Genomic DNA, 20,552 nt, shown 5'->3' on the forward strand with positions numbered 1-20,552 from the left:
TCGGCTATCACTGCCGGGGACGGGGTATCAACTAATCTGGCGTTGATTTTTGGCACGCTGTTGAGTTCTCAAGGAACGAAAGCTTCCTTTGTACTCACCCTCTCGGGCTTTCCTCCGGGCTTCCCTTCGGTGTTTCCGACTCTATCAGACCTTTTCGGTGTCCGATTCCCTGTCGGCGGGATTGTCTTCGGGCTTTTGGCTTTCGCCTGTCGGCCTTTCGACATTCACTACGTTAGCCGATTCCCTCGGCAACTCATAATCGAGTTCCTGCGAGTTCGAATTCAGGCATGCAGGCATGCCGAAAGCGATCCCGCTGAGGGATGTCGTAGGTAGTGGGTTGGCCACTTCCGGCTGCTGGCGAATGCCGTACCCGGTTCAAGCGGCTCGGGCTACGTTACGCCCCCGCCAAAGGCGAGTCAACTTCGGCGGCGCCTGGGGACGTGTGCCCGGTAGGGGCTCACCGTCGGGTCGCCGGCCGCCCAGAAGCGCCAGGGGTGGACGTCCCCGTTGCCGCCCTCGCCGGCGACCCCGGTGCGCGGACCATTGCTCACCTGGTCGGAGGGGATCGGGGTGCCGGTCAGCAGTCCGAGGGGGCCGCCCTCCGGGGCGCACGCGTCCATGCCGTCGAGGGTGCGGTCCACGTCCAGGGCCGTGGCCAGGCGGGCGGGGCCTTTGGCCAGTTCTTTGTCATGACGGGCCGAGAGTCGACGTTTACGGGCCAGGTCCGCGCCCTCGATCACCTCGCCGGCGCGGAGCAGGACCGCGCTCGCCCTGCCGTCGGGGCCGCAGACGAGGTTCATGCAGTGCCACATGCCGTAGGTGAAGTAGACGTACACATGTCCGGGGGGACCGAACATCACCTCGTTGCGGGGTGTGCGGCCGCGGTAGGCGTGGGAGCCGGGGTCGTTCGGGCCGTCGTAGGCCTCGACCTCCGTGAGGCGGAGAGTGATCGGACCGTCGGGCGTCGTACGGACGAGGAGGCGGCCGAGGAGATCGGGGGCGACCTCCAGGACAGGGCGGTCGAAGAAGGCCCTGGAGACAGGCGTACGGTCGGGGGTCGCGATCATGCCCTCCGAGCGTAGTGGAGAACCGCGGGTGCGCCGGGGTGGTCAGCGGGCACTGGGCTTGCCAGGGTGTGGGGCGCGGAACCGGCCAGGTCCGGATCGCGTTTCTAGGGATCAAGGGATCCCGTCAGAAGTAGTCGTAGAGGGAGAGTCATGGCGTTCAAGAAGCTGCTCGCGAGTCTCGGGGCCGGCGGGGCTTCGGTCGAGACGGTGCTGACTGAGGTCAACGTCGTCCCGGGCGGTGTGGTCCAGGGCGAGGTGCGGATCCAGGGCGGTTCCGTCAACCAGAACATCGAGGGACTGTCCGTCGGGCTGCAGGCCAAGGTCGAGGTCGAGAGCGGCGACCAGGAGTACAAGCAGGACATCGAGTTCACCAAGCTCCAGCTGGGCGGTGCCTTCGAGCTCCAGGCGGGTGCGGTGCACGCGGTCCCGTTCGGACTGGAGATCCCCTGGGAGACCCCCGTCACGATGATCGACGGGCAGGCGCTGCGCGGGATGCACATCGGTGTCACGACCGAGCTGGCGATCGCCCGCGCGGTGGACTCCGGTGACCTGGACCCCATCAACGTGCACCCGCTGCCGGCGCAGAAGGCGATCCTGGACGCGTTCCTCCAGCTGGGCTTCCGCTTCAAGAACGCGGACATGGAGCGCGGGCACATCCGCGGCACCCGGCAGAAGCTGCCGTTCTACCAGGAGATCGAGTTCTTCCCGCCGTCGCAGTACCGGGGGCTGAACCAGGTCGAGCTGAGCTTCGTCGCCGACGAGCACGCGATGGACGTCGTGCTGGAGATGGACAAGAAGCCGGGGCTGTTCAGTGAGGGCAGCGACACCTTCCGTTCCTTCCAGGTGGGTCTGAACGACTATCACGCGACCGACTGGGCGGCGTACCTCAACCAGTGGCTGTCCGAGGTCGGCAGCAAGCGCAACTGGTTCTAGGCTCGGCGTCACCGAGTCCATCAGCATCGTTCAGGAGGTACCGAGGTGACCGAGCTCAAGCGCCGGCCGCTCCCCCATGACTTCCACCCGCCCGTGCCGTCGTTCACGGTGACGAGCGAGGACGTCGAGGAGGGGGCGACGCTCAAGGCCGCGCAGGTCCACGCGGAGGGGAACACCTCGCCGCAGCTGCGCTGGGAGGGTTTCCCGGCCGAGACCAAGAGCTTCGCCGTGACCTGCTACGACCCGGACGCCCCGACGGGCAGCGGGTTCTGGCACTGGGTCCTGTTCGACGTACCGGCCTCGGTGACCGAGCTGCCGGCGGGGGCGGGCAGCGGCACGTTCGAGGGGCTGCCGGAGGGTGCCGTACAGGCGCGCAACGACTACGGCGGCAAGGACTTCGGCGGTGCCGCGCCGCCGCCCGGGGACGGGCCGCACCGGTACGTCTTCACGGTGTACGCGGTGGATCAGGAGAAGCTCGGTCCGGATGCCGACGCCTCGCCCGCCGTCGTCGGGTTCAACCTGCGGTTCCACGCGATCGCGCGCGCTCAGCTGATCGGTGAGTACGAGAATCCCGCGTAGGGACAATCAGCTCATCGTTCATTGAACGTTTGCCCGCCTCTGGTCTTGGAAGTGATCAGAGGCGGGCATTTTTTATTGCGTTGTCCATCTCGGCGTGCCCGTCCAGAGTTGATCCGAGCCCGCCGGAGGGCGGGCAGATGCAATGGGGAGGTGGGCTGGATGCGTGACACGCTGGTCCTGAACGCGAGCTTCGAGCCGCTGTCTACGGTGACGTTGAACCGCGCTGTCGTCCTGGTGCTCCAGGACAAGGCCGTCGTCGAGCAGGCCCACCCCGAACTGCGTATGCGGGGCGCCGATGTGGACATCCCGGCGCCTCGGGTGATCAGACTGTGCAGGTACGTACGGGTGCCGTTCCGAAGACAAGCGCCATGGTCGCGGAGGGGGGTGCTGGTCAGGGACCGGCACCGGTGCGCGTACTGCGGTCGCCGGGCGACCACGGTGGACCATGTGGTGCCGCGCGCGCAGGGCGGTCAGGACACCTGGCTGAACACGGTGGCGTCCTGCTCGGAGGACAACCACCGCAAGGCGGACCGGACTCCGGACCAGGCGGGGATGCCGTTGCTGCGGGAGCCGTTCGAGCCGACTCCGCAGGACGCGATGCTGTTGGCTCTGGGCCAGGACGACTTGGCCGCGCTGCCGGAGTGGCTGTCCCTGGACGCGGCTTAGCGGTTCGCCGTCGGGGTTCCTGTCCCTCGTCGGCTGCAGGTCCGTTGCGGCCGATCGCGCAGTTCCCCGCGCCCCTGAGAAGCAGGTGGGGTGCGGGGAACTCTGCTGTGAGGGGCCTCAGTCGATCGAGGGCTTCTCTCGGCGTTCCGGGATCTTCTTGTCGTTGGAGCTGGAACCGCCGCCCATCGCGCCGAAGTTGCCCATCGCGCCGGAGAGGCCCTTGAGGGCGTCGCCGATCTCGCTGGGGACGATCCAGAGCTTGTTGGCGTCGCCCTCGGCGATCTTCGGAAGCATCTGGAGGTACTGGTAGCTGAGGAGCTTCTGGTCCGGGTCGCCGGCATGGATGGCCTCGAAGACCGTGCGGACTGCCTGGGCCTCGCCCTCGGCGCGCAGGGCGGCGGCCTTGGCCTCACCCTCGGCGCGCAGGATCTGGGACTGCTTCTCGCCCTCGGCGGTGAGGATCGCGGCCTGGCGCGTACCTTCGGCGGTGAGGATCGCGGCGCGCTTGTCACGGTCGGCACGCATCTGCTTCTCCATCGAGTCCTGGATGGAGGTCGGCGGCTCGATCGCCTTCAGTTCCACGCGGTTGACGCGGATGCCCCACTTGCCGGTGGCCTCGTCGAGGACGCCGCGCAGGGCCGCGTTGATCTCCTCGCGGGAGGTCAGGGTGCGCTCCAGGTCCATGCCGCCGATGATGTTGCGGAGGGTGGTGACGGTGAGCTGCTCGATCGCCTGGATGTAGCTGGCGACCTCGTAGGTCGCGGCACGGGCGTCGGTGACCTGGTAGTAGATGACCGTGTCGATGTTGACGACCAGGTTGTCCTGGGTGATCACCGGCTGCGGCGGGAAGGGGACGACCTGTTCACGCAGGTCGATGCGGTTGCGGATGGTGTCGATGAACGGGACCACGATGTTGAGGCCCGCGTTCAGTGTGCGTGTGTAACGGCCGAAGCGCTCGACGATCGCGGCGCTCGCCTGTGGGATGACCTGGATGGTCTTGATCAAGGCGATGAAGACCAACACCACCAGAATGATCAAGACGATGATGACCGGTTCCATCGTGCGTCCCCGTCCCCTTCTCCGCTTCTCCGCCTCGAGCGCTTTCGGAAGATCCTACGTTTGTGAAGATCTTGCTGGTCGAGTCTGACAGACCGTCGCGTACCTCGGGAGGCCTTCGCCTCACTTGCGTAGTACGGGAGTTGTGCAAGGTCAGATGACGATGGCCGTGGCCCCCTCGATGTCCACGACGTCGACTTGCTCACCGACTTCGTACGCGCGGTCCGTGTCGAGGGAGCGGGCCGACCAGATCTCTCCGGCGAGTTTGATCCGGCCGTTCCCGGAACCGTCGACGCGCTCCAGCACGACCGCCTGTTTGCCCTTCAACGCGTCCACTCCGGTGGCGAGTTGGGGGCGCTGTGCGCTGTGCCGGGCCGCGATGGGGCGCACCACGGCGATGAGGGCGACCGAGACGACGATGAAGAGGAGGACCTGGGCGACCGCGCCGAGGCCGAGACCGGCGCCGATCGCGGCGGCGACCGCGCCCACGGCGAGCATGCCGAACTCCGGCATCGCGGTGACCACGAGCGGGATTCCGAGCGCTGCCGCGCCGACGAGCCACCAGACCCACGCGTCGATGTCGTTCACAGGGTCATGGTAGGACCGTATGTCCCGTTGCGGACAGGGCGCACGGGGTCAGGGACGGGGCAGGGCCGCCGTGGGGTCCTGGGGCGGGGTCAGGACAGCGGCAGGCCCTGGGCCGTCCAGCGGTCGCCGACCTGTTCCACGACGAGCGGGAGGCCGAAGCAGAGGGAGAGGTTGCGGGAGGTGAGTTCGAGTTCGACGGGGCCGGCGGCGAGGACCTTGCCCTGGCGGATCATGAGGACGTGGGTGAAGCCGGGGGCGATCTCCTCGACATGGTGGGTGACCATGATCATCGAGGGGGCGATGGGGTCGCGGGCGAGGCGGCCGAGACGGCGTACGAGGTCCTCGCGGCCGCCGAGGTCGAGGCCGGCGGCGGGCTCGTCGAGGAGGAGCAGTTCGGGGTCGGTCATCAGGGCGCGGGCGATGAGGGTGCGCTTGCGCTCGCCCTCGGAGAGGGAGCCGAACGTGCGGTCGAGGTACTCGCTCATGCCGAGGCGGTCGAGGAAGGCGCGGGCGCGCTGCTCGTCGACGGCCTCGTACTCCTCCTGCCAGGCGGCCGTCATGCCGTAGGCGGCGGTGAGGACGGTCTGCAGGACGGTCTGGCGCTTGGGGAGCTTCTCGGCGAGGGCGATGCCGGCCATGCCGATGCGGGGGCGCAGCTCGAAGACGTCGGTGCCGGGGGCGCCGAGGGTCTCGTCGAGGACGGAGACGGTGCCCGAGCTGGGGAAGAGGTAGGTGGAGGCGATGTTGAGGAGGGTGGTCTTGCCCGCTCCGTTGGGACCGAGGATGACCCAGCGCTCGCCTTCCTTGACGGACCACGAGACCTGGTCGACCAGAGCCCTGCCCTCGCGGACCACCGATACGTCCTGAAGCTCCAGAACATCGCTCATGAGCGCGTTGTCTCCCCTTGCAGTGTGGCCGGTCTCGGTTGTCGCGGGTGCCTGTGGTGGACCGCCGCGCGCGGGTGGGCGCGGCCCCTCGGGAAAATCTACGCCACCGGCCGGGTGGGCCGTTCCATCGGTCCGGTCCTTAGGGTGGGGGGATGTTCTCGGAACCGCGCTCTGGTCGCCTCGCCGCTTGGGGAAATGCCCTGTTGGCCGGACTTGTCTCGCCGGACGACGCCGTCCTCGCCGTCGTCGGGGAGGACGCCGTGCACCGGGTGGAGGGGCTGCCCGGTGAGCCGGCGCCCGTGGGGCTGACGCTGGCGCTGGGCCGGCTGCGGGCCCTGGGGGTGCGGGGTCTGCGGGTGGCGCTGCCCGCGCCGGGGCATCCGCTGGGGCTGAGCGGGCCGCCGGAGTTCAACGCGCGGGCGCTGGAGGCCGAGGAGGCGGTGATCTGCCACGGGGTCGCGCTGGGGCTGGTGCCGGAGGTGTACGAGGCCGGGCCCGCGGGCGACGTCCATGTCGAGGTGGTGTGGCACTGTCTGCCGGTGCGGGAGGCTCCGCCGGCCGATGTGCCGTCGCTGGGTGAGGCCGAGCGGGAGCTGGCGGAGGCGTTGCGGGAGGCCACGGCGGTGCTGTCGCAGCTGGATGTGGCGGGGTCGGGGCCGGCGGCGGAGGCGGCGATCGACGCGTACCGGGCGCGGGCCGAGCGGGGGCGGGAGGTGCTGGCGCCGGGGTATCCGCCGCGGGCGGTGCGGGTGCTGGAGCTGGCGCGGCGGGTGGGGTTGCTGGTGTCGCTGGCGGTGGACCGGGGGCACGGGGGTGCGGTGAGTTCGTCCGAGATGGCGGCGCGGGCGGAGGCCTTGCGGCCGGTGGAGCGGACGGCTCGGCGGGCGCAGGTCGCCGCGTACAACGCGTATGTGGAGGAGCGGGAGCGGGGGTGAGCGTCGGGGACGGCTGAGCGGTGTCGGTGCTCGCGTCTCCGGGGGCGCTGTCCGCGGGCCGGCGGCTCAGCCGGCCATCCCGTGCCGTACGGCCCACAGCGCGGCCTGGGTGCGGTCGGCGAGGTCGAGTTTCATCAGGATGTTCGAGACGTGGGTCTTGACGGTCTTCTCGGAGAGGACCAGGGCGCGGGCGATCTCGCGGTTGGAGCGGCCGTCCGCTATCAGGCCGAGCACCTCGCGCTCCCGTTCCGTGAGGGAACCGCCTCTGCCCTGGCCGGAGTTGGTCTCCTCCTGGGAGAGCAGCGCGCCGGCGACCTCGGGCTGGAGCAGGATGTGGCCGGCGTGGACGGAGCGGATGGCGCCGGCGAGGGCGTCGGGGTCCACGTCCTTGTAGACGTATCCGGCGGCGCCGGCGCGCAGCGCGGGGACCACCGTGCGCTGTTCGGTGAAGCTGGTGACGATCAGCACGCGCGCGGGGTTGTCGAGTCCGCGCAGGCGGCGCAGGGCCTCGACGCCGTCCATGCCGGGCATCTTGACGTCCATGAGGACGACGTCGGGCTGGAGCTCCTGGGCGCGCTGGACTCCCTCGGCGCCGTCGGCGGCCTCGCCGACGACCTCGATGTCGTCCTGGACCTCGAGGAAGGTGCGCAGACCGCGGCGGACGACCTGGTGGTCGTCGACGAGCAGCACCTTGATTGCGTCAGCCACCGGGGGCCTCCATCTCGATCGTGGTGCCCTTGCCGGGCGCCGATTGCACCGTCAGGGCGCCGCCGATCCCGCTCGCCCGGTCCCGCATGGAGACGAGGCCGAGGTGGCGGCCGGCTCTGCGGATCGCCGAGGGGTCGAAGCCGGTGCCGTCGTCGGTGACGCGCAGGACCGTGTCGGGGCCGCGTTTGCGCAGGGTCACGTCGACGTGCCGGGCGCCGGAGTGGCGCAGGGCGTTGTGCAGGGCCTCCTGGGCGACCCGGAGCAGGGCCTCCTCCTGGGCGGCGGGCAGGGCGCGCACGCCGTGGCTGGTGAAGGTGACGCGCGCGGTGTGGGCGCGGTCGAGGACCTGGACCTGGGTGCGCAGGGTGGCGACGAGGCCGTCCTCGTCGAGGGCGGCGGGGCGCAGTTCGACGACGGCGGCGCGCAGTTCGTCGGCGGCCTCGGCGGCGAGGGTGGCGACCTGGTGGAGTTCGCCCTTGGCGCGGGAGGGGTCGCGGTCGACGAGGGCGGCGGCGGCCTGGGCGGTCAGGCGCAGGGAGAACAGTTTCTGGGCGACCGCGTCGTGCAGTTCGTGGGCCAGCCGGGAGCGCTCCTCCGCGATGGTGAGTTCGCGGCTGCGTTCGTAGAGGCGTGCGTTGGTGAGGGCGATGGCCGCGTGCTGGGCGAGGATGGCGAGGAGTTCCTCGTCCTCCTCGGTGAAGCCGCAGCCGCCCTCGGGCTTGCGGCAGTTCTTGTTGGCGAGGAACAGGGCGCCGATGACCTCGTCACCGTCGCGGATGGGCAGGCCCAGGAAGTCGGACATGTCGGGGTGGGCGGAGGGCCAGCCCTCGAAGCGGGGGTCCCTGCGCACGTCGGCGAGGCGCTCGGGGCGGGCCTCCTGGAGCATCGCGGCGAGGATGCCGTGCTGGCGGGGCAGGGGGCCGATGGCCTTCCACTGCTCGTCGGTGACGCCGTCGACGACGAACTGGGCGAAGCCTCCGTGGTCGTCCGGGACGCCCAGGGCGGCGTACTGGGCGTCGAGCAGCTCGCGGGCGGAGGCGACGATCGTCTTGAGGACGTCGCGCACCTCGAGATGCCTGCTCATGGCCAGCAGCGCGGAGCTCACCGCGGCGAGGCCGGACCGGGGACCTTGACTCATGTCCTCACGGTACCGGCGGGGGGTGACAGCCCGGATCCGACCTGTGACGGCCGGGGGTAGGGCGGGGGTCCTAGGCCGCAGGTCCTCGGTACGGCGGCGTAGGGCGCCGGGAGGGGGCGTGCGGGCGTACGTCGAAGGGCCCCGGCGGTCCCGGTCCCGCGTCGGAGGCGGGGGCGTGGGAGCGGTTCCTAGGTTGGGGTCACCGCCGAGCGGAGGCGGGCTGACGAGGGGACGGTTGTCATGCCGGTAGCGATCATCACGGGGGCCTCGAAGGGGCTGGGGCGGGCGCTGGCCGAGGCGCTGGCCGCGCGGGGCTGGGATCTGGTGCTGGACGCCAGGAACGAGGGGGTGCTGAAGGAGACGGCGGACTGGGTGTCGGGGCACGGGACGGGGGTCCGGGCGCTGGCGGGTGATGTCACGGACGCGGCGCACCGGTCGGCGCTGGTGGCGGAGGCCCGGCGGCTGGGCGGGTGCGATCTGGTGGTGAGCAACGCGAGCGCGCTGGGTGCCGAGCCGCTGGTGCGGCTGGACGGGCTGCCGTTGGAGGGGCTGCGGCGGGCGCTGGAGGTGAACGTGGTGGCGGCGCTGGGGCTGGTCCAGGAGGCGCTGCCGCTGCTGCGGGCGGCGCGGGCGGGCGCGGTGGTCACCGTGAGCTCGGACGCGGCGGCGGAGGCCTATGAGACCTGGGGCGGCTACGGGGCGTCGAAGGCGGCCCTGGACCATCTCGCGGCGGTGCTCGGCGAGGAGGAGCCTGGGCTGCGGGTGTGGGCGGTGGATCCCGGGGACATGGGGACGGACCTGTACGCGGCGGCCGTACCGGACGACGACGATCCGCGTCCGGAGCCGGGCAGTGTGGTGCCGGCCTTCCTGCGGTTGCTGGACGAGCGTCCGGCGAGCGGGCGGTACGGGGCTCCGGCGTTGCTGGAGGGACGGCGATGACGCTGGCGGTGAGGGTGCCGGAGGAGTTGTCGGCGCGGGTGCCGGCCGAGCAGCGCGGGGCGGGGCTGGCCCGGGACGACGTACGGCTGCTGGTGTCGCGGGGGACGGAGGCGGCGCATCACGTGTTCCGGGAGCTGCCGTGTCTGCTGCGGGCCGGGGACCTGCTGGTGGTGAACACCTCGCCGACGCTGGCGGCGGCCGTGAACGGGCGGATCGGGCACGCGCGTGTGGTGGTGCACTTCTCGACGCGCGGGGACGGGGCGCACGGTGGTGCGGGGCGGTGGGCGGTCGAGCTGCGGGATCCGGACGGCAGGGGGACGACACGCGCGCGGGCGGGCGGGCCCGCCGGGGCGGAGGTGCGGCTGCCCGGGGGTGTGCGGCTGACGCTGGAGGAGCCGCTGAGTCCGGGGAGCGGGCGGCTGTGGTGGGCGCGGGCGGCCGGCGGGGCGGGGGGTGACGGCCGGGGCGGGGCCGACGTGCCGGGGGTGTTGCGGGAGCACGGGCGGCCCATCCGTTACGCCTATACGGAGCGGGACCAGCCGTTGTCCGTGTATCAGACGGTGTTCGCGCTGCCGTCGGCCGACGGGGCGGGGAGCGCGGAGATGCCGAGTGCGGCGCGGCCCTTCACGGCGGGGCTGGTGGCGGAGCTGGTGAGCCGGGGGGTGCAGTTCGCGCCGGTCGCGCTGCACACCGGGGTGGCCTCGGCGGAGGTGCACGAGCCGCCGTATCCGGAGCGGTTCTCGGTGCCGGAGGCCTCGGCGCGGCTGATCAACGCCGTGCGGGCCGGGGACGGGCGGGTGATCGCCGTGGGGACGACGGCCGTGCGGGCGGTGGAGTCGGTGGCGGGGCCGGACGGGGTCGTACGCGCGCGTGAGGGGTGGACGGACCTCGTGGTGACGCCCGGGCGCGGGGTGCGGGTGGTGGACGGGCTGCTGACCGGGCTGCACGAGCCGGAGGCCTCGCATCTGCTGATGCTGGAGGCGGTGGCGGGGCGGGCCGCGATCGACCGGGGGTACGAGGAGGCGCTGCGGGGGCGCTATCTGTGGCACGAGTTCGGGGACGTCCATCTGCTCCTGCCGGAGGAGGGTCGGGCGGCGGGCCCTCACACAGAGCATTGCTTCAGCAACCGTCCGTGAGAACAGGGGTGGGGCAATGTGAGGCCCCACATAGGGCGCACATCACGTACGAAGGGGCATAGGAGACGCAGCGGTCCCTTGCGAACGGGGCAGACATTCCAGTCTGTCCCGTTTTGCCCTCCCCTGATCCACTACCGGGGATCGTAGGTCACACCTTTGCCTGGGCATTTTGCGGCCGCTAAGAATGGCTCTCGTCGCTCAGCGCCGCGGGTTACCGCCGCCGCGTTCGTTCGTGCCAGGAGCACCGCGTCCACCGTCGGACGAGCGACCTCCGCGCTATTTCGAAGAGGTCATTCGCCATGCCCAAGAACACCCACAAGATCGCGATCGCCGGTGCCGCCACCCTCGGTGCGGCCGCCCTCGCCTTCTCCGTGGTGCCGGCCGACGCGCACACGAACACGACGGACGCCGTCTCCTCCGCCCGGGTCGCGTACAGCACCGAGCCGGTGCAGGGCGTGAAGGGCACGGTGACCGACCAGCTCGCCGGTTCGAACCTGAAGATCGAGGCCATCGAGGCGAAGAAGAAGGCCGCCACGGACGCCGCCGCGCAGAAGAAGGCCGCCGCCGAGGCCGTGCGCAAGGCCGTCGCCGCGAAGAAGCAGGCGGCCGCCGAGGCTGCCCGCAAGGCCGCCGCCGCGAAGGCCGCCGCCGCGCACAAGGCGAAGCAGGCCGCGAGCCGCTCCACGCACCGCGCCACGGTGAAGCCGGTCTCCGCCAAGAGCTACGCCAACAACCTCAACGGCTGGATCCGCGAGTCGCTCGACATCATGAAGAAGCACGGCATCCCGGGCTCCTACGAGGGCATCAAGCGCAACGTCATGCGGGAGTCCTCCGGCAACCCGAACGCCATCAACGACTGGGACGTCAACGCCGTCAACGGCGTCCCGTCGAAGGGCCTGCTCCAGGTCATCCCGCCGACCTTCAGCGCGTACCACGTCGCCGGCACCTCCTGGAACATCTACGACCCGGTCGCCAACATCACCGCCGCCTGCAACTACGCGGCCGACAAGTACGGCTCCATGGACAACGTCAACAGCGCGTACTGACGCCGTCACCGCACGCCGAAGGGCGGCACCCTCTCGCGGGGTGCCGCCCTTCGCGTCGTACGGGACGGACTACTTGCGCATGACCTCGGGCTCGTGCCGGCGCAGGAAGCGGGCCACGAAGAAGGCGCAGATCACGCCGAGGGCGATCAGCGCGATCATGTCCAGGCTCCAGGCGCCGACCGTGTGCTCCCACAGCGGGTCGTTGTCGCCGCCGTCCTTCGGCGGGCTGATCTTGTTGAAGTCCAGCGTGGCGCCGGCCGCGCCGACCGCCCAGCGCGAGGGCATCAGGTACGAGAACTCGTTGACGCCGATCGAGCCGTTCAGGGCGAACAGACAGCCGGTGAAGACCACCTGGATGATCGCGAACATGACCAGCAGCGGCATGGTCTTCTCGGCCGTCTTCACCAGCGAGGAGATGATCAGGCCGAACATCATCGAGGTGAAGCCCAGCGCCATGATCGGCAGGCACAGCTCGACCAGCGGGGCGCTCTTGAGGATCAGGCCCTCCGTCGGGATCTCCCGGCTGGAGAAGCCGATGACACCGACCAGCAGCCCCTGGACCACGGTGACCACGCCGAGCACGAACACCTTGGACATCAGGTACGCCGAGCGCGACAGACCGGTGGCGCGCTCCCGCTCGTAGATGACCCGTTCCTTGATCAGCTCACGGACGGAGTTCGCCGCGCCCGCGAAGCAGGCGCCGACCGCGAGGATCAGCAGGACCGTGGTGGCCGTGCCGTTGGGGATGATCCGGCCGCTCTTGGGGTTGACCGGGTTGGGCAGCAGGCTGTTGCCGGAGTCGATGAGCAGGCTCACCGAGCCGAGCACGACCGGCAGGATCACCGACAGGGCGAGGAAGCCCTTGTCCGACACGATCACCGAGGTGTAGCGGCGCACCAGCGTCATGAACTGCGACATCCAGCCCTGCGGCTTCGGCGGCTTCATGGCCTGCATGGGCGGCATCTGTACGGACTGCGGCGCGACGGCGTCGATGTCCGCGGCGTACATCTGGTAGTGCTGCGAGCCCTTCCAGCGGCCCGCCCAGTCGTAGTCGCGGTAGTTCTCGAAGGCGGAGAAGACATCGGCCCAGGTGTCGTAGCCGAAGAAGTTCAGCGCCTCCTCCGGCGGGCCGAAGTAGGCGACCGCGCCGCCCGGCGCCATCACCAGCAGCTTGTCGCAGATCGCCAGCTCGGCCACCGAGTGGGTGACCACGAGGACCGTACGGCCGTCGTCGGCGAGGCCGCGCAGCAGCTGCATGACATCGCGGTCCATGCCCGGGTCGAGGCCCGAGGTGGGCTCGTCCAGGAAGATCAGCGACGGCTTGGTGAGGAGCTCCAGGGCCACCGAGACCCGCTTGCGCTGGCCGCCGGAGAGGGAGGTGACCTTCTTCTCCTTGTGGATGTCCAGCTTCAGCTCGCGCAGCACCTCGTCGATCCGGGCCTCGCGCTCGGCGGCCGTGGTGTCGGCCGGGAAGCGGAGCTTGGCCGCGTACTTGAGGGCCTTCTTGACGGTCAGTTCCTTGTGCAGGATGTCGTCCTGCGGGACCAGACCGATGCGCTGGCGCAGCTCGGCGAACTGCTTGTACAGGTTCCGGTTGTCGTAGAGGACGTCGCCCTGGTTGGCCGGGCGGTAGCCGGTCAGCGCCTTGAGCAGCGTGGACTTGCCGGAACCGGACGGTCCGATCACCGCGATCAGGGACTTCTCCGGGACGCCGAAGGAGACGTCCTTGAGGATCTGCTTGCCGCCGTCGACCGTGACGGTGAGGTGGCGCGCGGAGAAGGAGACCTCACCGGTGTCGACGAACTCCTCGAGCCGGTCGCCGACGATCCGGAACGTCGAGTGGCCGACGCCGACGATGTCGGCCGCGCCCAGGAGCTGGGTGCCGCCCTTGGGGATCGGCTGGCCGTTGACGTAGGTGCCGTTGTGCGAGCCGAGGTCGCGGATCTCCATGCTGCCGTCGGGCATGGAGCGGAACTCGGCGTGGTTGCGCGACACCTGAAGGTCGGAGACGACCAGCTCGTTCTCCAGGGCACGGCCGATGCGCATGACACGGCCGATGGAGAACTGGTGGAACGTGGTCGGGCTGCGGTCGCCGTAGACCGGCGGCGCCCCCGCGCCCCCGCCGGACCCGTTCTGCGCGTACGGCTCGTTCGGCCCCTGCTGCTGCGGGACCTGCGGCGCGGCCTGCTGCGGCGGCTGCCAGCCGGCCTGCGCGGCCTGCGGCTGGGCGGCCGGCGGGGCGGCCCAGCCCGCGTTCGCGCCCTGCGCGGCGTACGGCTGCTGCTGCGGCTGCGCCGCGGGCTGCGCGACCGGCGCCTGCGCGCCCGACAGGGTCACGCGCGGGCCGTCGTTGGCGTTGCCCAGGTGCAGCGCCGAACCGGGGCCGATCTCCAACTGGCCGATCCGCTGCCCCTGCGCGAACGTGCCGTTCGTGCTGCCGTGGTCCTCGACGACCCAACTGCGGCCGTTGAAGCTGACCGTGGCGTGGCGCCAGGAGACCCTGGCGTCCTCGAACACGATGTCCCCCTGCGGATCACGTCCGAGGGTGTATGGCCTGGACGGATCGAGCGTCCAGGTACGTCCGTTCAATTCCAGTACGAGTTCCGGCACTCCATGCCCCATGAGTAGTCCCCCGAGTTACCCCCATCACAGGGAGTCTAGGGATGTCGAACATCGTCGGGAACTATTTCAGTACCGGCCCCCTGACCGAAAGTCGGGCCTGGGGAGGACCTTGCACGAGCACATCGGCCGTTCCCGTTGACGGGGTTGAAATCGCCCCGGAGAGTGGTAAACGCACGCGAGGGGGACGGATCCGGCGATCTTCGCCGAACCGCGCCGCGGATCGGGGGGTCTGCATGAGTGCCGGCACTGGGGTGGAGAGCAACGGGCGCGCGCGGTACGGCGGTGGTGTGCCGTGGCTGGACGTGGGGCTGGCCGCGATCGCCTCCGTGAGCTGGGCGTTGATCGGGATGGCGGGGACGGCGGCGCTCGGTCTGCATCTGCTCGGGGCGGACGCGGCGGGCTCGTTGGGCCCGATGACGGCGGCCGTGGTGGCGCTGGGGGCGGGCGGATCCGTCACGCCGTCGGGCGATGTGTCGGCCTTCGGCCTCACCGGAGCCGCGGCAGACACCGCCATCGAGATCACGCCACTGGGGGTGAGCCTGGTCGGCGCGCTGCTGCTGTCGTGGTTGTTCCTACGGTCCCTGCGCGCGGCCGGGGTGGTCGTCGCGCCGGGCGAACTCCTCGCCCGGGCGGGCGCGGTGGTCGCGCTGTTCGTGGCGATGCTGGGCGGGCTGGCCTGGGCGGGGCACGACGTGATCACGCTCGACGGCGGCGCGCTGGGGCTGGACGACCTGCCCGGCGGGGGCGGCGGCGGGGGCGGCGGCCTGGAGATCCCCGGGATCGGTGACATCGGAGGGCTGCTGCCCGACCGGATCGGGGATCTGGTCGACGCGAAGGCTGCGGTCGGCTTCACCGTCGACACGGTGCCGACCCTGCTGGGCGGGCTCCTCTGGTCGGCGGGGATCCTGCTGATCGCCCTGCTGGCCTCGCGGCGCACCCCGCTGCCGCGCGGGTGGGAGGCGGTGCACCGGGTGGTGCGGCCCGCGGTGTCCGCCGTGGTCACCGTGGGGCTGGTGGCCGTGGCGGCCGGGCTCGCGGCGGCGGCGTACGCGGCGATCGGCGACGCCCATCCGCGACGGATCGCGGGAGCGGCGCTGCTCGGCGCGCCGAACGGGGTGTGGCTGGGCGTCTCGATCGGTCTGTTCGTCCCCTGGGACGGTCGCGCGACGGGGGCCCTCACGCATGTCCTGCCGGCCCCCCTCGACAGACTCCTCTCCGTCGGCACCGACCAGCCGGTCACCGTCGGCCGCCTCGCGGACCTGGACGGCCGTGTGTGGCTGCTGGCGGTGGCCATGGCCGTGACGATGCTGTTCGCGGGGGTGCTGGTGGCGGTGCGGACGCCGTTCGGGGTGGCGGCGGGGGCGCGAGGGGCCGGGGTCGGGGTCGGGGGTTTCGTCGGGGGGTGCGCCGTACGGCTGGGGGTCGTGACGGCGGTGGCGTTGCCGTCCCTCGGGCTGCTGACGGGGATCTCCGCGGACGCTTCGCTGTCCGTGCTGGGGTTCGACGCGTTCGGGGCGGGGATCGAGCTGCACGAACACCTCGGCGCGGCGCTGCTCCTCGGGGCGGCCTGGGGAGCCGGAGCGGGGGCGGCGGGGGCGCTGCTGGCGTGCGCCACGGGGGCGGCGGGACGGCGGGCCGCGCCCTTGGCACTCGGTGACGCGCGGGCGGCGCGTGGGGCGCACGTGGGGGCGGGCGGGGCCGCACGACACGCCGGGGCGGAGGCGGAGGCGGGGCCGTACGCCCCGAGCGCGTCGTACCGGGCGCCCAACCCCGCGACCAATCCGTATCTCCGGGTGCCGGAGGGGTTGCGGGAGGGCTTACGGGAGCCGGACGGACCACCGGAGCCGGAGCCTGAGGACGCCCGGCCCGGCGAGCAGCCCGGCGGGGCGGGTGGCCCGGGGCGGCGGTACCGGGACGACCCTCCGGGTGGGTCCCCGCCCGGGGAGGGGCGCGGAACGGGCGGATCCCCGTCCCGGGAGGGGCGCGGAACGGGCGGTCGGCCGGGACCCCGTGGGAGCGAACGGCCCGGCGGGGCCCCCACGGGCCCGGCGCAGGGATCGGGCGAGTCCCAGGTCGGTGAGCGGCGGGCCGGCGGCGGGCGGGGGACGGGAAGCCGGGGCAATGCCGGACAGGGGAAGGGCGACCAGGGGAAGGGTGGCCCGGGGAATGTGTACGGTGCGCCGACCGTCGTGGGCCCGGTCGGGCCGCCTGCGCCTCCACCGCCGCCGCCCCCTCCCCCGCTGCCACCGAAACGGCCGAAGCGGCCCCGGTGACCGGCTCGACGACGGCCCGGCGCTCGGCTCGCGCGACAATGAAGGGACTTCATACGACCGACATCACCGGTTCGCCCACTGTTCCGTGTCCGCTAGACGGACCTCTGCGGCGAAAGGCACTGGGTGCCGGATACGGTGGGATACATCATGAGAGCTTCGCAGACTTCGCCGACCTCGTCCTCTGATGCCCCCACGCTCCTTGTCAAGATCTTCGGCAAGGACAGGCCCGGCATCACGGCCGGTCTCTTCGACACCCTCGCGGCCTACTCCGTCGACGTGGTCGACATCGAGCAGGTGGTCACGCGCGGCCGGATGGTGCTGTGCGCGCTCGTGACCGCGCCACCGCGGTCGCAGGAGGGTGACCTCCGCCGCACGGTCCACAGCTGGGCCGAGTCGATCAAGATGCAGGCAGAGATCATCTCGGGTCTCGGTGACAACCGTCCGCGTGGTCTCGGCCGCTCCCTGGTGACCGTCCTCGGCCATCCGCTGACCGCGGAGGCCACCGCCAAGGTCGCCGCCAAGATCACCAAGGCCGGCGGCAACATCGACCGTATCTTCCGGCTCGCCAAGTATCCCGTCACGGCCGTCGAGTTCGCGATCTCCGGAGTGGAGACCGGGCCGCTGCGCACCGCGCTGGTCACGGACGCGCGGGCGCTCGGGGTGGACGTCGCCGTGGTGGACGCGGGTCTGCACCGGCGGGCCCAGCGGCTGGTCGTCATGGACGTCGACTCGACCCTGATCCAGGACGAGGTGATCGAGCTCTTCGCGGCGCACGCCGGCTGCGAGGACAAGGTCGCCGAGGTGACGGCGGCGGCGATGCGCGGCGAGCTGGACTTCGAGCAGTCGCTGCACGCGCGGGTGGCGCTGCTGGAGGGGCTGGACGCCTCGGTGGTGGACAAGGTGCGCGCCGAGGTCCGGCTGACGCCGGGCGCGCGCACGCTGATCCGTACGCTGAAGCGGCTCGGCTACCAGGTGGGTGTCGTCTCCGGCGGCTTCACCCAGGTCACCGACGATCTGAAGGAGCGGCTGGGGCTGGACTTCGCCCAGGCCAACACGCTGGAGATCATCGACGGCCGGCTGACCGGCCGGGTCACCGGCGAGATCGTGGACCGGGCGGGCAAGGCGCGGCTGCTGCACCGGTTCGCCGCGGAGGCGGGCGTACCGCTCTCGCAGACCGTGGCGATCGGTGACGGCGCCAATGACCTGGACATGTTGAACGCGGCCGGTCTCGGGGTGGCCTTCAACGCCAAGCCGGTGGTGCGCGAGGCGGCGCACACGGCGGTGAACGTGCCGTTCCTCGACACGGTCCTGTATCTGCTGGGCATCACCCGCGAAGAGGTCGAGGCGGCGGAGACCCACACCGAGTAGGACCTCGTACGTCGAGGAGTCCTCGTACGCGTCGAGGAGTCCTCGTAGGACGAGCAGGGCCCGGTACCGAAGGGTGCCGGGCCCTCGCGCGTTCGCTCGCGGCCGGACGGGTTACTCCTCGGGCGCCCAGTAGTCGGTGAGCGTGGAGACGGCCGGCTCCAGGGACTTCCAGGAGCCGTCGAAGGTGAGGACGGCGAAGGAGGAGGCCGGGAAGCCGCGGCGGGTCATCCGGTCGTGCGCCTCGCCCGCCGCCGAGTCGGTCAGGATGTCGGTGAGGGCGTGGACGCCGGGGTTGTGGCCGATCAGGATGACGCTGCGCACGTCGTCCGGGGTCTCGTTGAGCAGGGCGATCAGCTCGCCCGGGGAGGCCTCGTAGATCCGCTCCTCGTAGACCGTTTTCGGCCGGTGCGGGAGTTCGTGGACGGCGAGCTTCCACGTCTCCCTGGTCCGGGCCGCGGTGGAGCACAGCGCCAGGTCGAGGGGGATGCCGCTGTCGGCCAGTCTGCGTCCGGCGACGGCGGCGTCCATCCGGCCCCGCTCGGCGAGCGGGCGCTCGTGGTCGGTCACCTGAGGCCAGTCGGCTTTCGCATGCCGGAAGAGGACGATCCTGCGGGGTTCTGCGACGCTCATGCGTCCCAGCTTCGCATGAAACAGGCCATGGGGCGCAGGGAGTTGACATGGGGCTTTGCCGCTCGTCCCGGGGGTGCGGAGTGCGTCCGGGGCGTGCTCGTCACGGCTGGCGCGCGAGCAGGAGCTGCACGCGCTCGACGAGGTGGGTGATCGCCGGGTCGCTGCCGGCGGCGTGGGCGTCGGAGGGGTTCAGTATCAGGACGAGCAGCGTGATGAAGGCGAGGGTCGGCAGGGCGAGGGCCCACCAGGGCAGCCGGGCGTCGATCCGGGCCCGGGCGGCGGTCGGGCGGGGCCGGGTGAGCACAGGGGCCGACATGGATGCCTCCGGTCGTCTTCGAGCGGTCCGTGGTCCGCGTCGTGCGGCCACATCTCGAAGCTACGGAATCGGCGGCCCGCAACCCATCCGGTGATCCACCCACTTGACCCTGACCCTCACCCCCTAGGGGACAGGGGGGTTAACCCCACCCTCAGGGTGCGGCGATCGTGGCGATGACGGCGATGATCACGAAAATGGCGAGGAACGAGCCGAAGACCATCAGCATCTTCTTCTGGCCGTTCTGGGGGTTCGGGTCGAGCACCATGCGCCCAGTGTCGCACCCGTGGTCCACCGGACGGCCGCCGGGGTCAGCGGGCGGCCGCCTCGTCCTCCACCGTGCGGGGGCGGCCCGCCAGGACGCCCACGGCCATCTGCGGGAGCATGAGCGCCGCCATGAGCGCCAGGGGCAGCCCCCAGCCGCCGCTGTGCTGGTAGAGCACGCCGACCAGGAGGGGGCCCGGGATCGAGATCAGATAGCCGGTGCTCTGCGCGAAGGCGGACAGCTGCGCCACGCCCGCGCCGGTCCGGGCGCGCATGCCGACCATGGTGAGGGCCAGCGGGAAGGCGCAGTTCGCGACGCCGAGCAGCAGGGCCCAGGCCCAGGCTCCCCCGGCGGGCGCGAGGTACAGCCCGGTGTAGCCGGCGAGGCCGCAGACGCCGAGCACGACGACGATCGGGCCCTGCCGCGGCAGCCGGGAGGCGACGCGCGGGATGACGTAGGCCAGGGGCACGCCCATCGCCATGGTGACGGCGAGCAGCAGTCCCGCCTCTCCGGCGGACACGCCCGCGTCCCGGAAGATCTGGGCCATCCAGCCCATGGTGATGTAGGCGGCGGTGGCCTGGAGCCCGAAGAAGACGGCGAGCGCCCAGGCGGTGCGGCTGCGGGTGATGCGCAGTCCGTCCGGTCGCTCACCGCGCGCGTGCGGGGCGGCCGGGCCGCCGGGCGCCGGCTGGGCCGGGGCGGGTGTCCCGGGCCGCCGCCGGTGGTCCCGGGCGAAGAACAGCCACGGCGGTACGGCCGCGGCGGCCAGGCCCGCCCACAGGGCGAGGCCGGGCCGCCAGCCGCCGCCCAGGGCCCCGGTCAGCGGGACCGTGATCGCGGCGGCGGCCGAGGTGCCGAGGGCGAGGGCCATCGAGTAGAGGCCGGTCATGGAGCCGACCCGGTCGGGGAAGTGCCGCTTGACGATGACCGGCATCAGGACGTTGCTGACGGCGATGCCCATCAGGGCGAGGGCGCTGGCGGCCAGGAACCCGGCCGTGCCGCCCGCGTACGGCCGTATCAGCAGGCCCGCGGTGATCGCCACCATGCCCGCGCACACCACGGCGCCCGGGCCGAAGCGACGGGCGAGGCGCGGGGCCATGACGCCGAACACGGCGAAGCACAGCGGGGGCACGGAGGTGAGGAGCCCGGCCGTGCTGCCGCTCATGCCGAGCCCGTCGCGCACCTCCTCCAGGAGCGCGCCGAGGCTGGTGATGGCCGGCCGGAGATTGAGCGCGGCCAGCACGATGCCGGCCATGAGCAGCGGGGTGCGCCACGCGCGCGTGGTCGGGTGCGGGGGCTCGGCGGCCGCCGGCGTGCGGGTGGGCGGGGGTGTGGTCGTCCTGGTGGTCCTGGTGTCCTCACTGGCCATGCCGCCCATCATAGAATCATAGGATGATTGTCTG

At 71.5% G+C, this 20,552-nt stretch carries 20 protein-coding genes; 9 read left to right on the top strand and 11 right to left on the bottom strand.

Annotated elements, in window-relative coordinates; translation table 11 throughout:
• Positions 1-416: 416 nt before the first annotated feature.
• Complete coding sequence (locus tag ABZ490_RS24390; RefSeq protein ID WP_358993506.1) at positions 417-1,067, bottom strand: DNA-3-methyladenine glycosylase; 651 nt, start codon at positions 1,065-1,067, stop codon at positions 417-419.
• A 150-nt stretch (positions 1,068-1,217) separates the two neighbouring features.
• On the opposite strand from ABZ490_RS24390, the gene ABZ490_RS24395 reads away from it, so the two are divergent.
• The 3 genes from ABZ490_RS24395 (at position 1,218) to ABZ490_RS24405 (ending at position 3,245) form a co-directional block, all read left to right on the top strand.
• Positions 1,218-2,000 (top strand): sporulation protein, encoded by a 783-nt coding sequence (locus ABZ490_RS24395; protein ID WP_358993509.1) that lies wholly within the window; start codon positions 1,218-1,220, stop codon positions 1,998-2,000.
• Between the two features lie 45 nt (positions 2,001-2,045).
• Positions 2,046-2,579 carry a YbhB/YbcL family Raf kinase inhibitor-like protein gene (locus ABZ490_RS24400; protein ID WP_358993512.1) on the top strand — a complete coding sequence of 178 codons (534 nt, stop codon included), beginning with the start codon at positions 2,046-2,048 and terminating at the stop codon, positions 2,577-2,579.
• Between the two features lie 159 nt (positions 2,580-2,738).
• On the top strand, positions 2,739-3,245 hold the full coding sequence (locus ABZ490_RS24405; RefSeq protein ID WP_067258807.1) for an HNH endonuclease: 507 nt from the start codon (positions 2,739-2,741) through the stop codon (positions 3,243-3,245).
• Between the two features lie 117 nt (positions 3,246-3,362).
• On the opposite strand, the gene ABZ490_RS24410 is transcribed toward ABZ490_RS24405, so the two are convergent.
• The 3 genes from ABZ490_RS24410 to ABZ490_RS24420 form a co-directional block, all read right to left on the bottom strand.
• Positions 3,363-4,304: an SPFH domain-containing protein gene (locus ABZ490_RS24410; RefSeq protein WP_358993516.1), complete on the bottom strand. Its 942-nt coding sequence runs from the start codon at positions 4,302-4,304 to the stop codon at positions 3,363-3,365.
• A gap of 150 nt (positions 4,305-4,454) precedes the next feature.
• Positions 4,455-4,889 carry an NfeD family protein gene (locus ABZ490_RS24415; protein WP_358993519.1) on the bottom strand — a complete coding sequence of 145 codons (435 nt, stop codon included), beginning with the start codon at positions 4,887-4,889 and terminating at the stop codon, positions 4,455-4,457.
• Between the two features lie 89 nt (positions 4,890-4,978).
• Positions 4,979-5,776 carry an ABC transporter ATP-binding protein gene (locus ABZ490_RS24420; RefSeq protein ID WP_067258801.1) on the bottom strand — a complete coding sequence of 266 codons (798 nt, stop codon included), beginning with the start codon at positions 5,774-5,776 and terminating at the stop codon, positions 4,979-4,981.
• Positions 5,777-5,928: 152 nt separating this feature from the next.
• Here ABZ490_RS24420 and ABZ490_RS24425 point away from each other — a divergent pair, with 152 nt between their 5' ends.
• Positions 5,929-6,711 carry a hypothetical protein gene (locus ABZ490_RS24425; RefSeq protein WP_358993523.1) on the top strand — a complete coding sequence of 261 codons (783 nt, stop codon included), beginning with the start codon at positions 5,929-5,931 and terminating at the stop codon, positions 6,709-6,711.
• Between the two features lie 66 nt (positions 6,712-6,777).
• On the opposite strand, the gene ABZ490_RS24430 is transcribed toward ABZ490_RS24425, so the two are convergent.
• Both ABZ490_RS24430 and ABZ490_RS24435 read right to left on the bottom strand, forming a co-directional pair.
• On the bottom strand, positions 6,778-7,419 hold the full coding sequence (locus ABZ490_RS24430; RefSeq protein WP_358993526.1) for a response regulator transcription factor: 642 nt from the start codon (positions 7,417-7,419) through the stop codon (positions 6,778-6,780).
• Positions 7,412-8,557, bottom strand: coding sequence for a GAF domain-containing sensor histidine kinase (locus tag ABZ490_RS24435; protein ID WP_358993529.1), 1,146 nt, complete (start codon positions 8,555-8,557; stop codon positions 7,412-7,414). Before ABZ490_RS24435 ends, ABZ490_RS24430 begins: the two co-directional genes overlap by 8 nt.
• Positions 8,558-8,797: 240 nt before the next feature.
• Here ABZ490_RS24435 and ABZ490_RS24440 point away from each other — a divergent pair, with 240 nt between their 5' ends.
• The 3 genes from ABZ490_RS24440 to ABZ490_RS24450 all read left to right on the top strand — a co-directional run bounded on the left by ABZ490_RS24440 (position 8,798) and on the right by ABZ490_RS24450 (position 11,678).
• Positions 8,798-9,496: an SDR family oxidoreductase gene (locus tag ABZ490_RS24440; RefSeq protein WP_358993532.1), complete on the top strand. Its 699-nt coding sequence runs from the start codon at positions 8,798-8,800 to the stop codon at positions 9,494-9,496.
• Positions 9,493-10,632, top strand: coding sequence for an S-adenosylmethionine:tRNA ribosyltransferase-isomerase (locus tag ABZ490_RS24445; RefSeq protein ID WP_358993535.1), 1,140 nt, complete (start codon positions 9,493-9,495; stop codon positions 10,630-10,632). The genes ABZ490_RS24440 and ABZ490_RS24445 overlap by 4 nt, the downstream gene beginning before the upstream one ends.
• A 299-nt stretch (positions 10,633-10,931) precedes the next feature.
• Complete coding sequence (locus ABZ490_RS24450) at positions 10,932-11,678, top strand: transglycosylase SLT domain-containing protein (protein WP_358993538.1); 747 nt, start codon at positions 10,932-10,934, stop codon at positions 11,676-11,678.
• Between the two features lie 69 nt (positions 11,679-11,747).
• Here the strand turns inward: ABZ490_RS24450 and ABZ490_RS24455 are convergent, their stop codons facing one another.
• Complete coding sequence (locus ABZ490_RS24455; RefSeq protein WP_358993540.1) at positions 11,748-14,300, bottom strand: FHA domain-containing protein; 2,553 nt, start codon at positions 14,298-14,300, stop codon at positions 11,748-11,750.
• A 233-nt stretch (positions 14,301-14,533) separates the two neighbouring features.
• On the opposite strand from ABZ490_RS24455, the gene ABZ490_RS24460 reads away from it, so the two are divergent.
• A complete protein-coding gene (locus ABZ490_RS24460; RefSeq protein ID WP_358993543.1) occupies positions 14,534-16,573 on the top strand; it encodes a streptophobe family protein in 2,040 nt (679 codons plus the stop codon).
• Between the two features lie 147 nt (positions 16,574-16,720).
• Positions 16,721-17,941: a phosphoserine phosphatase SerB gene (serB, locus tag ABZ490_RS24465; RefSeq protein WP_358993546.1), complete on the top strand. Its 1,221-nt coding sequence runs from the start codon at positions 16,721-16,723 to the stop codon at positions 17,939-17,941.
• A 111-nt stretch (positions 17,942-18,052) separates the two neighbouring features.
• On the opposite strand, the gene ABZ490_RS24470 is transcribed toward serB, so the two are convergent.
• The 4 genes from ABZ490_RS24470 to ABZ490_RS24485 form a co-directional block, all read right to left on the bottom strand.
• A complete protein-coding gene (locus ABZ490_RS24470; protein ID WP_358993549.1) occupies positions 18,053-18,571 on the bottom strand; it encodes a histidine phosphatase family protein in 519 nt (172 codons plus the stop codon).
• Positions 18,572-18,671: 100 nt separating this feature from the next.
• Positions 18,672-18,887, bottom strand: coding sequence for a hypothetical protein (locus ABZ490_RS24475; RefSeq protein WP_358993552.1), 216 nt, complete (start codon positions 18,885-18,887; stop codon positions 18,672-18,674).
• 151 nt (positions 18,888-19,038) lie between these two features.
• The gene (locus tag ABZ490_RS24480) at positions 19,039-19,152 is read right to left on the bottom strand and encodes an SGM_5486 family transporter-associated protein (RefSeq protein ID WP_099054046.1); all 114 of its coding nucleotides are present in this window, start codon (positions 19,150-19,152) and stop codon (positions 19,039-19,041) included.
• Positions 19,153-19,195: 43 nt separating this feature from the next.
• Positions 19,196-20,530: an MFS transporter gene (locus ABZ490_RS24485; protein WP_358993556.1), complete on the bottom strand. Its 1,335-nt coding sequence runs from the start codon at positions 20,528-20,530 to the stop codon at positions 19,196-19,198.
• Positions 20,531-20,552 lie beyond the last annotated feature (22 nt).

It is taken from the genome of Streptomyces sp. NPDC005811 (genome assembly GCF_040630405.1).
Taxonomy (GTDB): Bacteria; Actinomycetota; Actinomycetes; order Streptomycetales; family Streptomycetaceae; genus Streptomyces.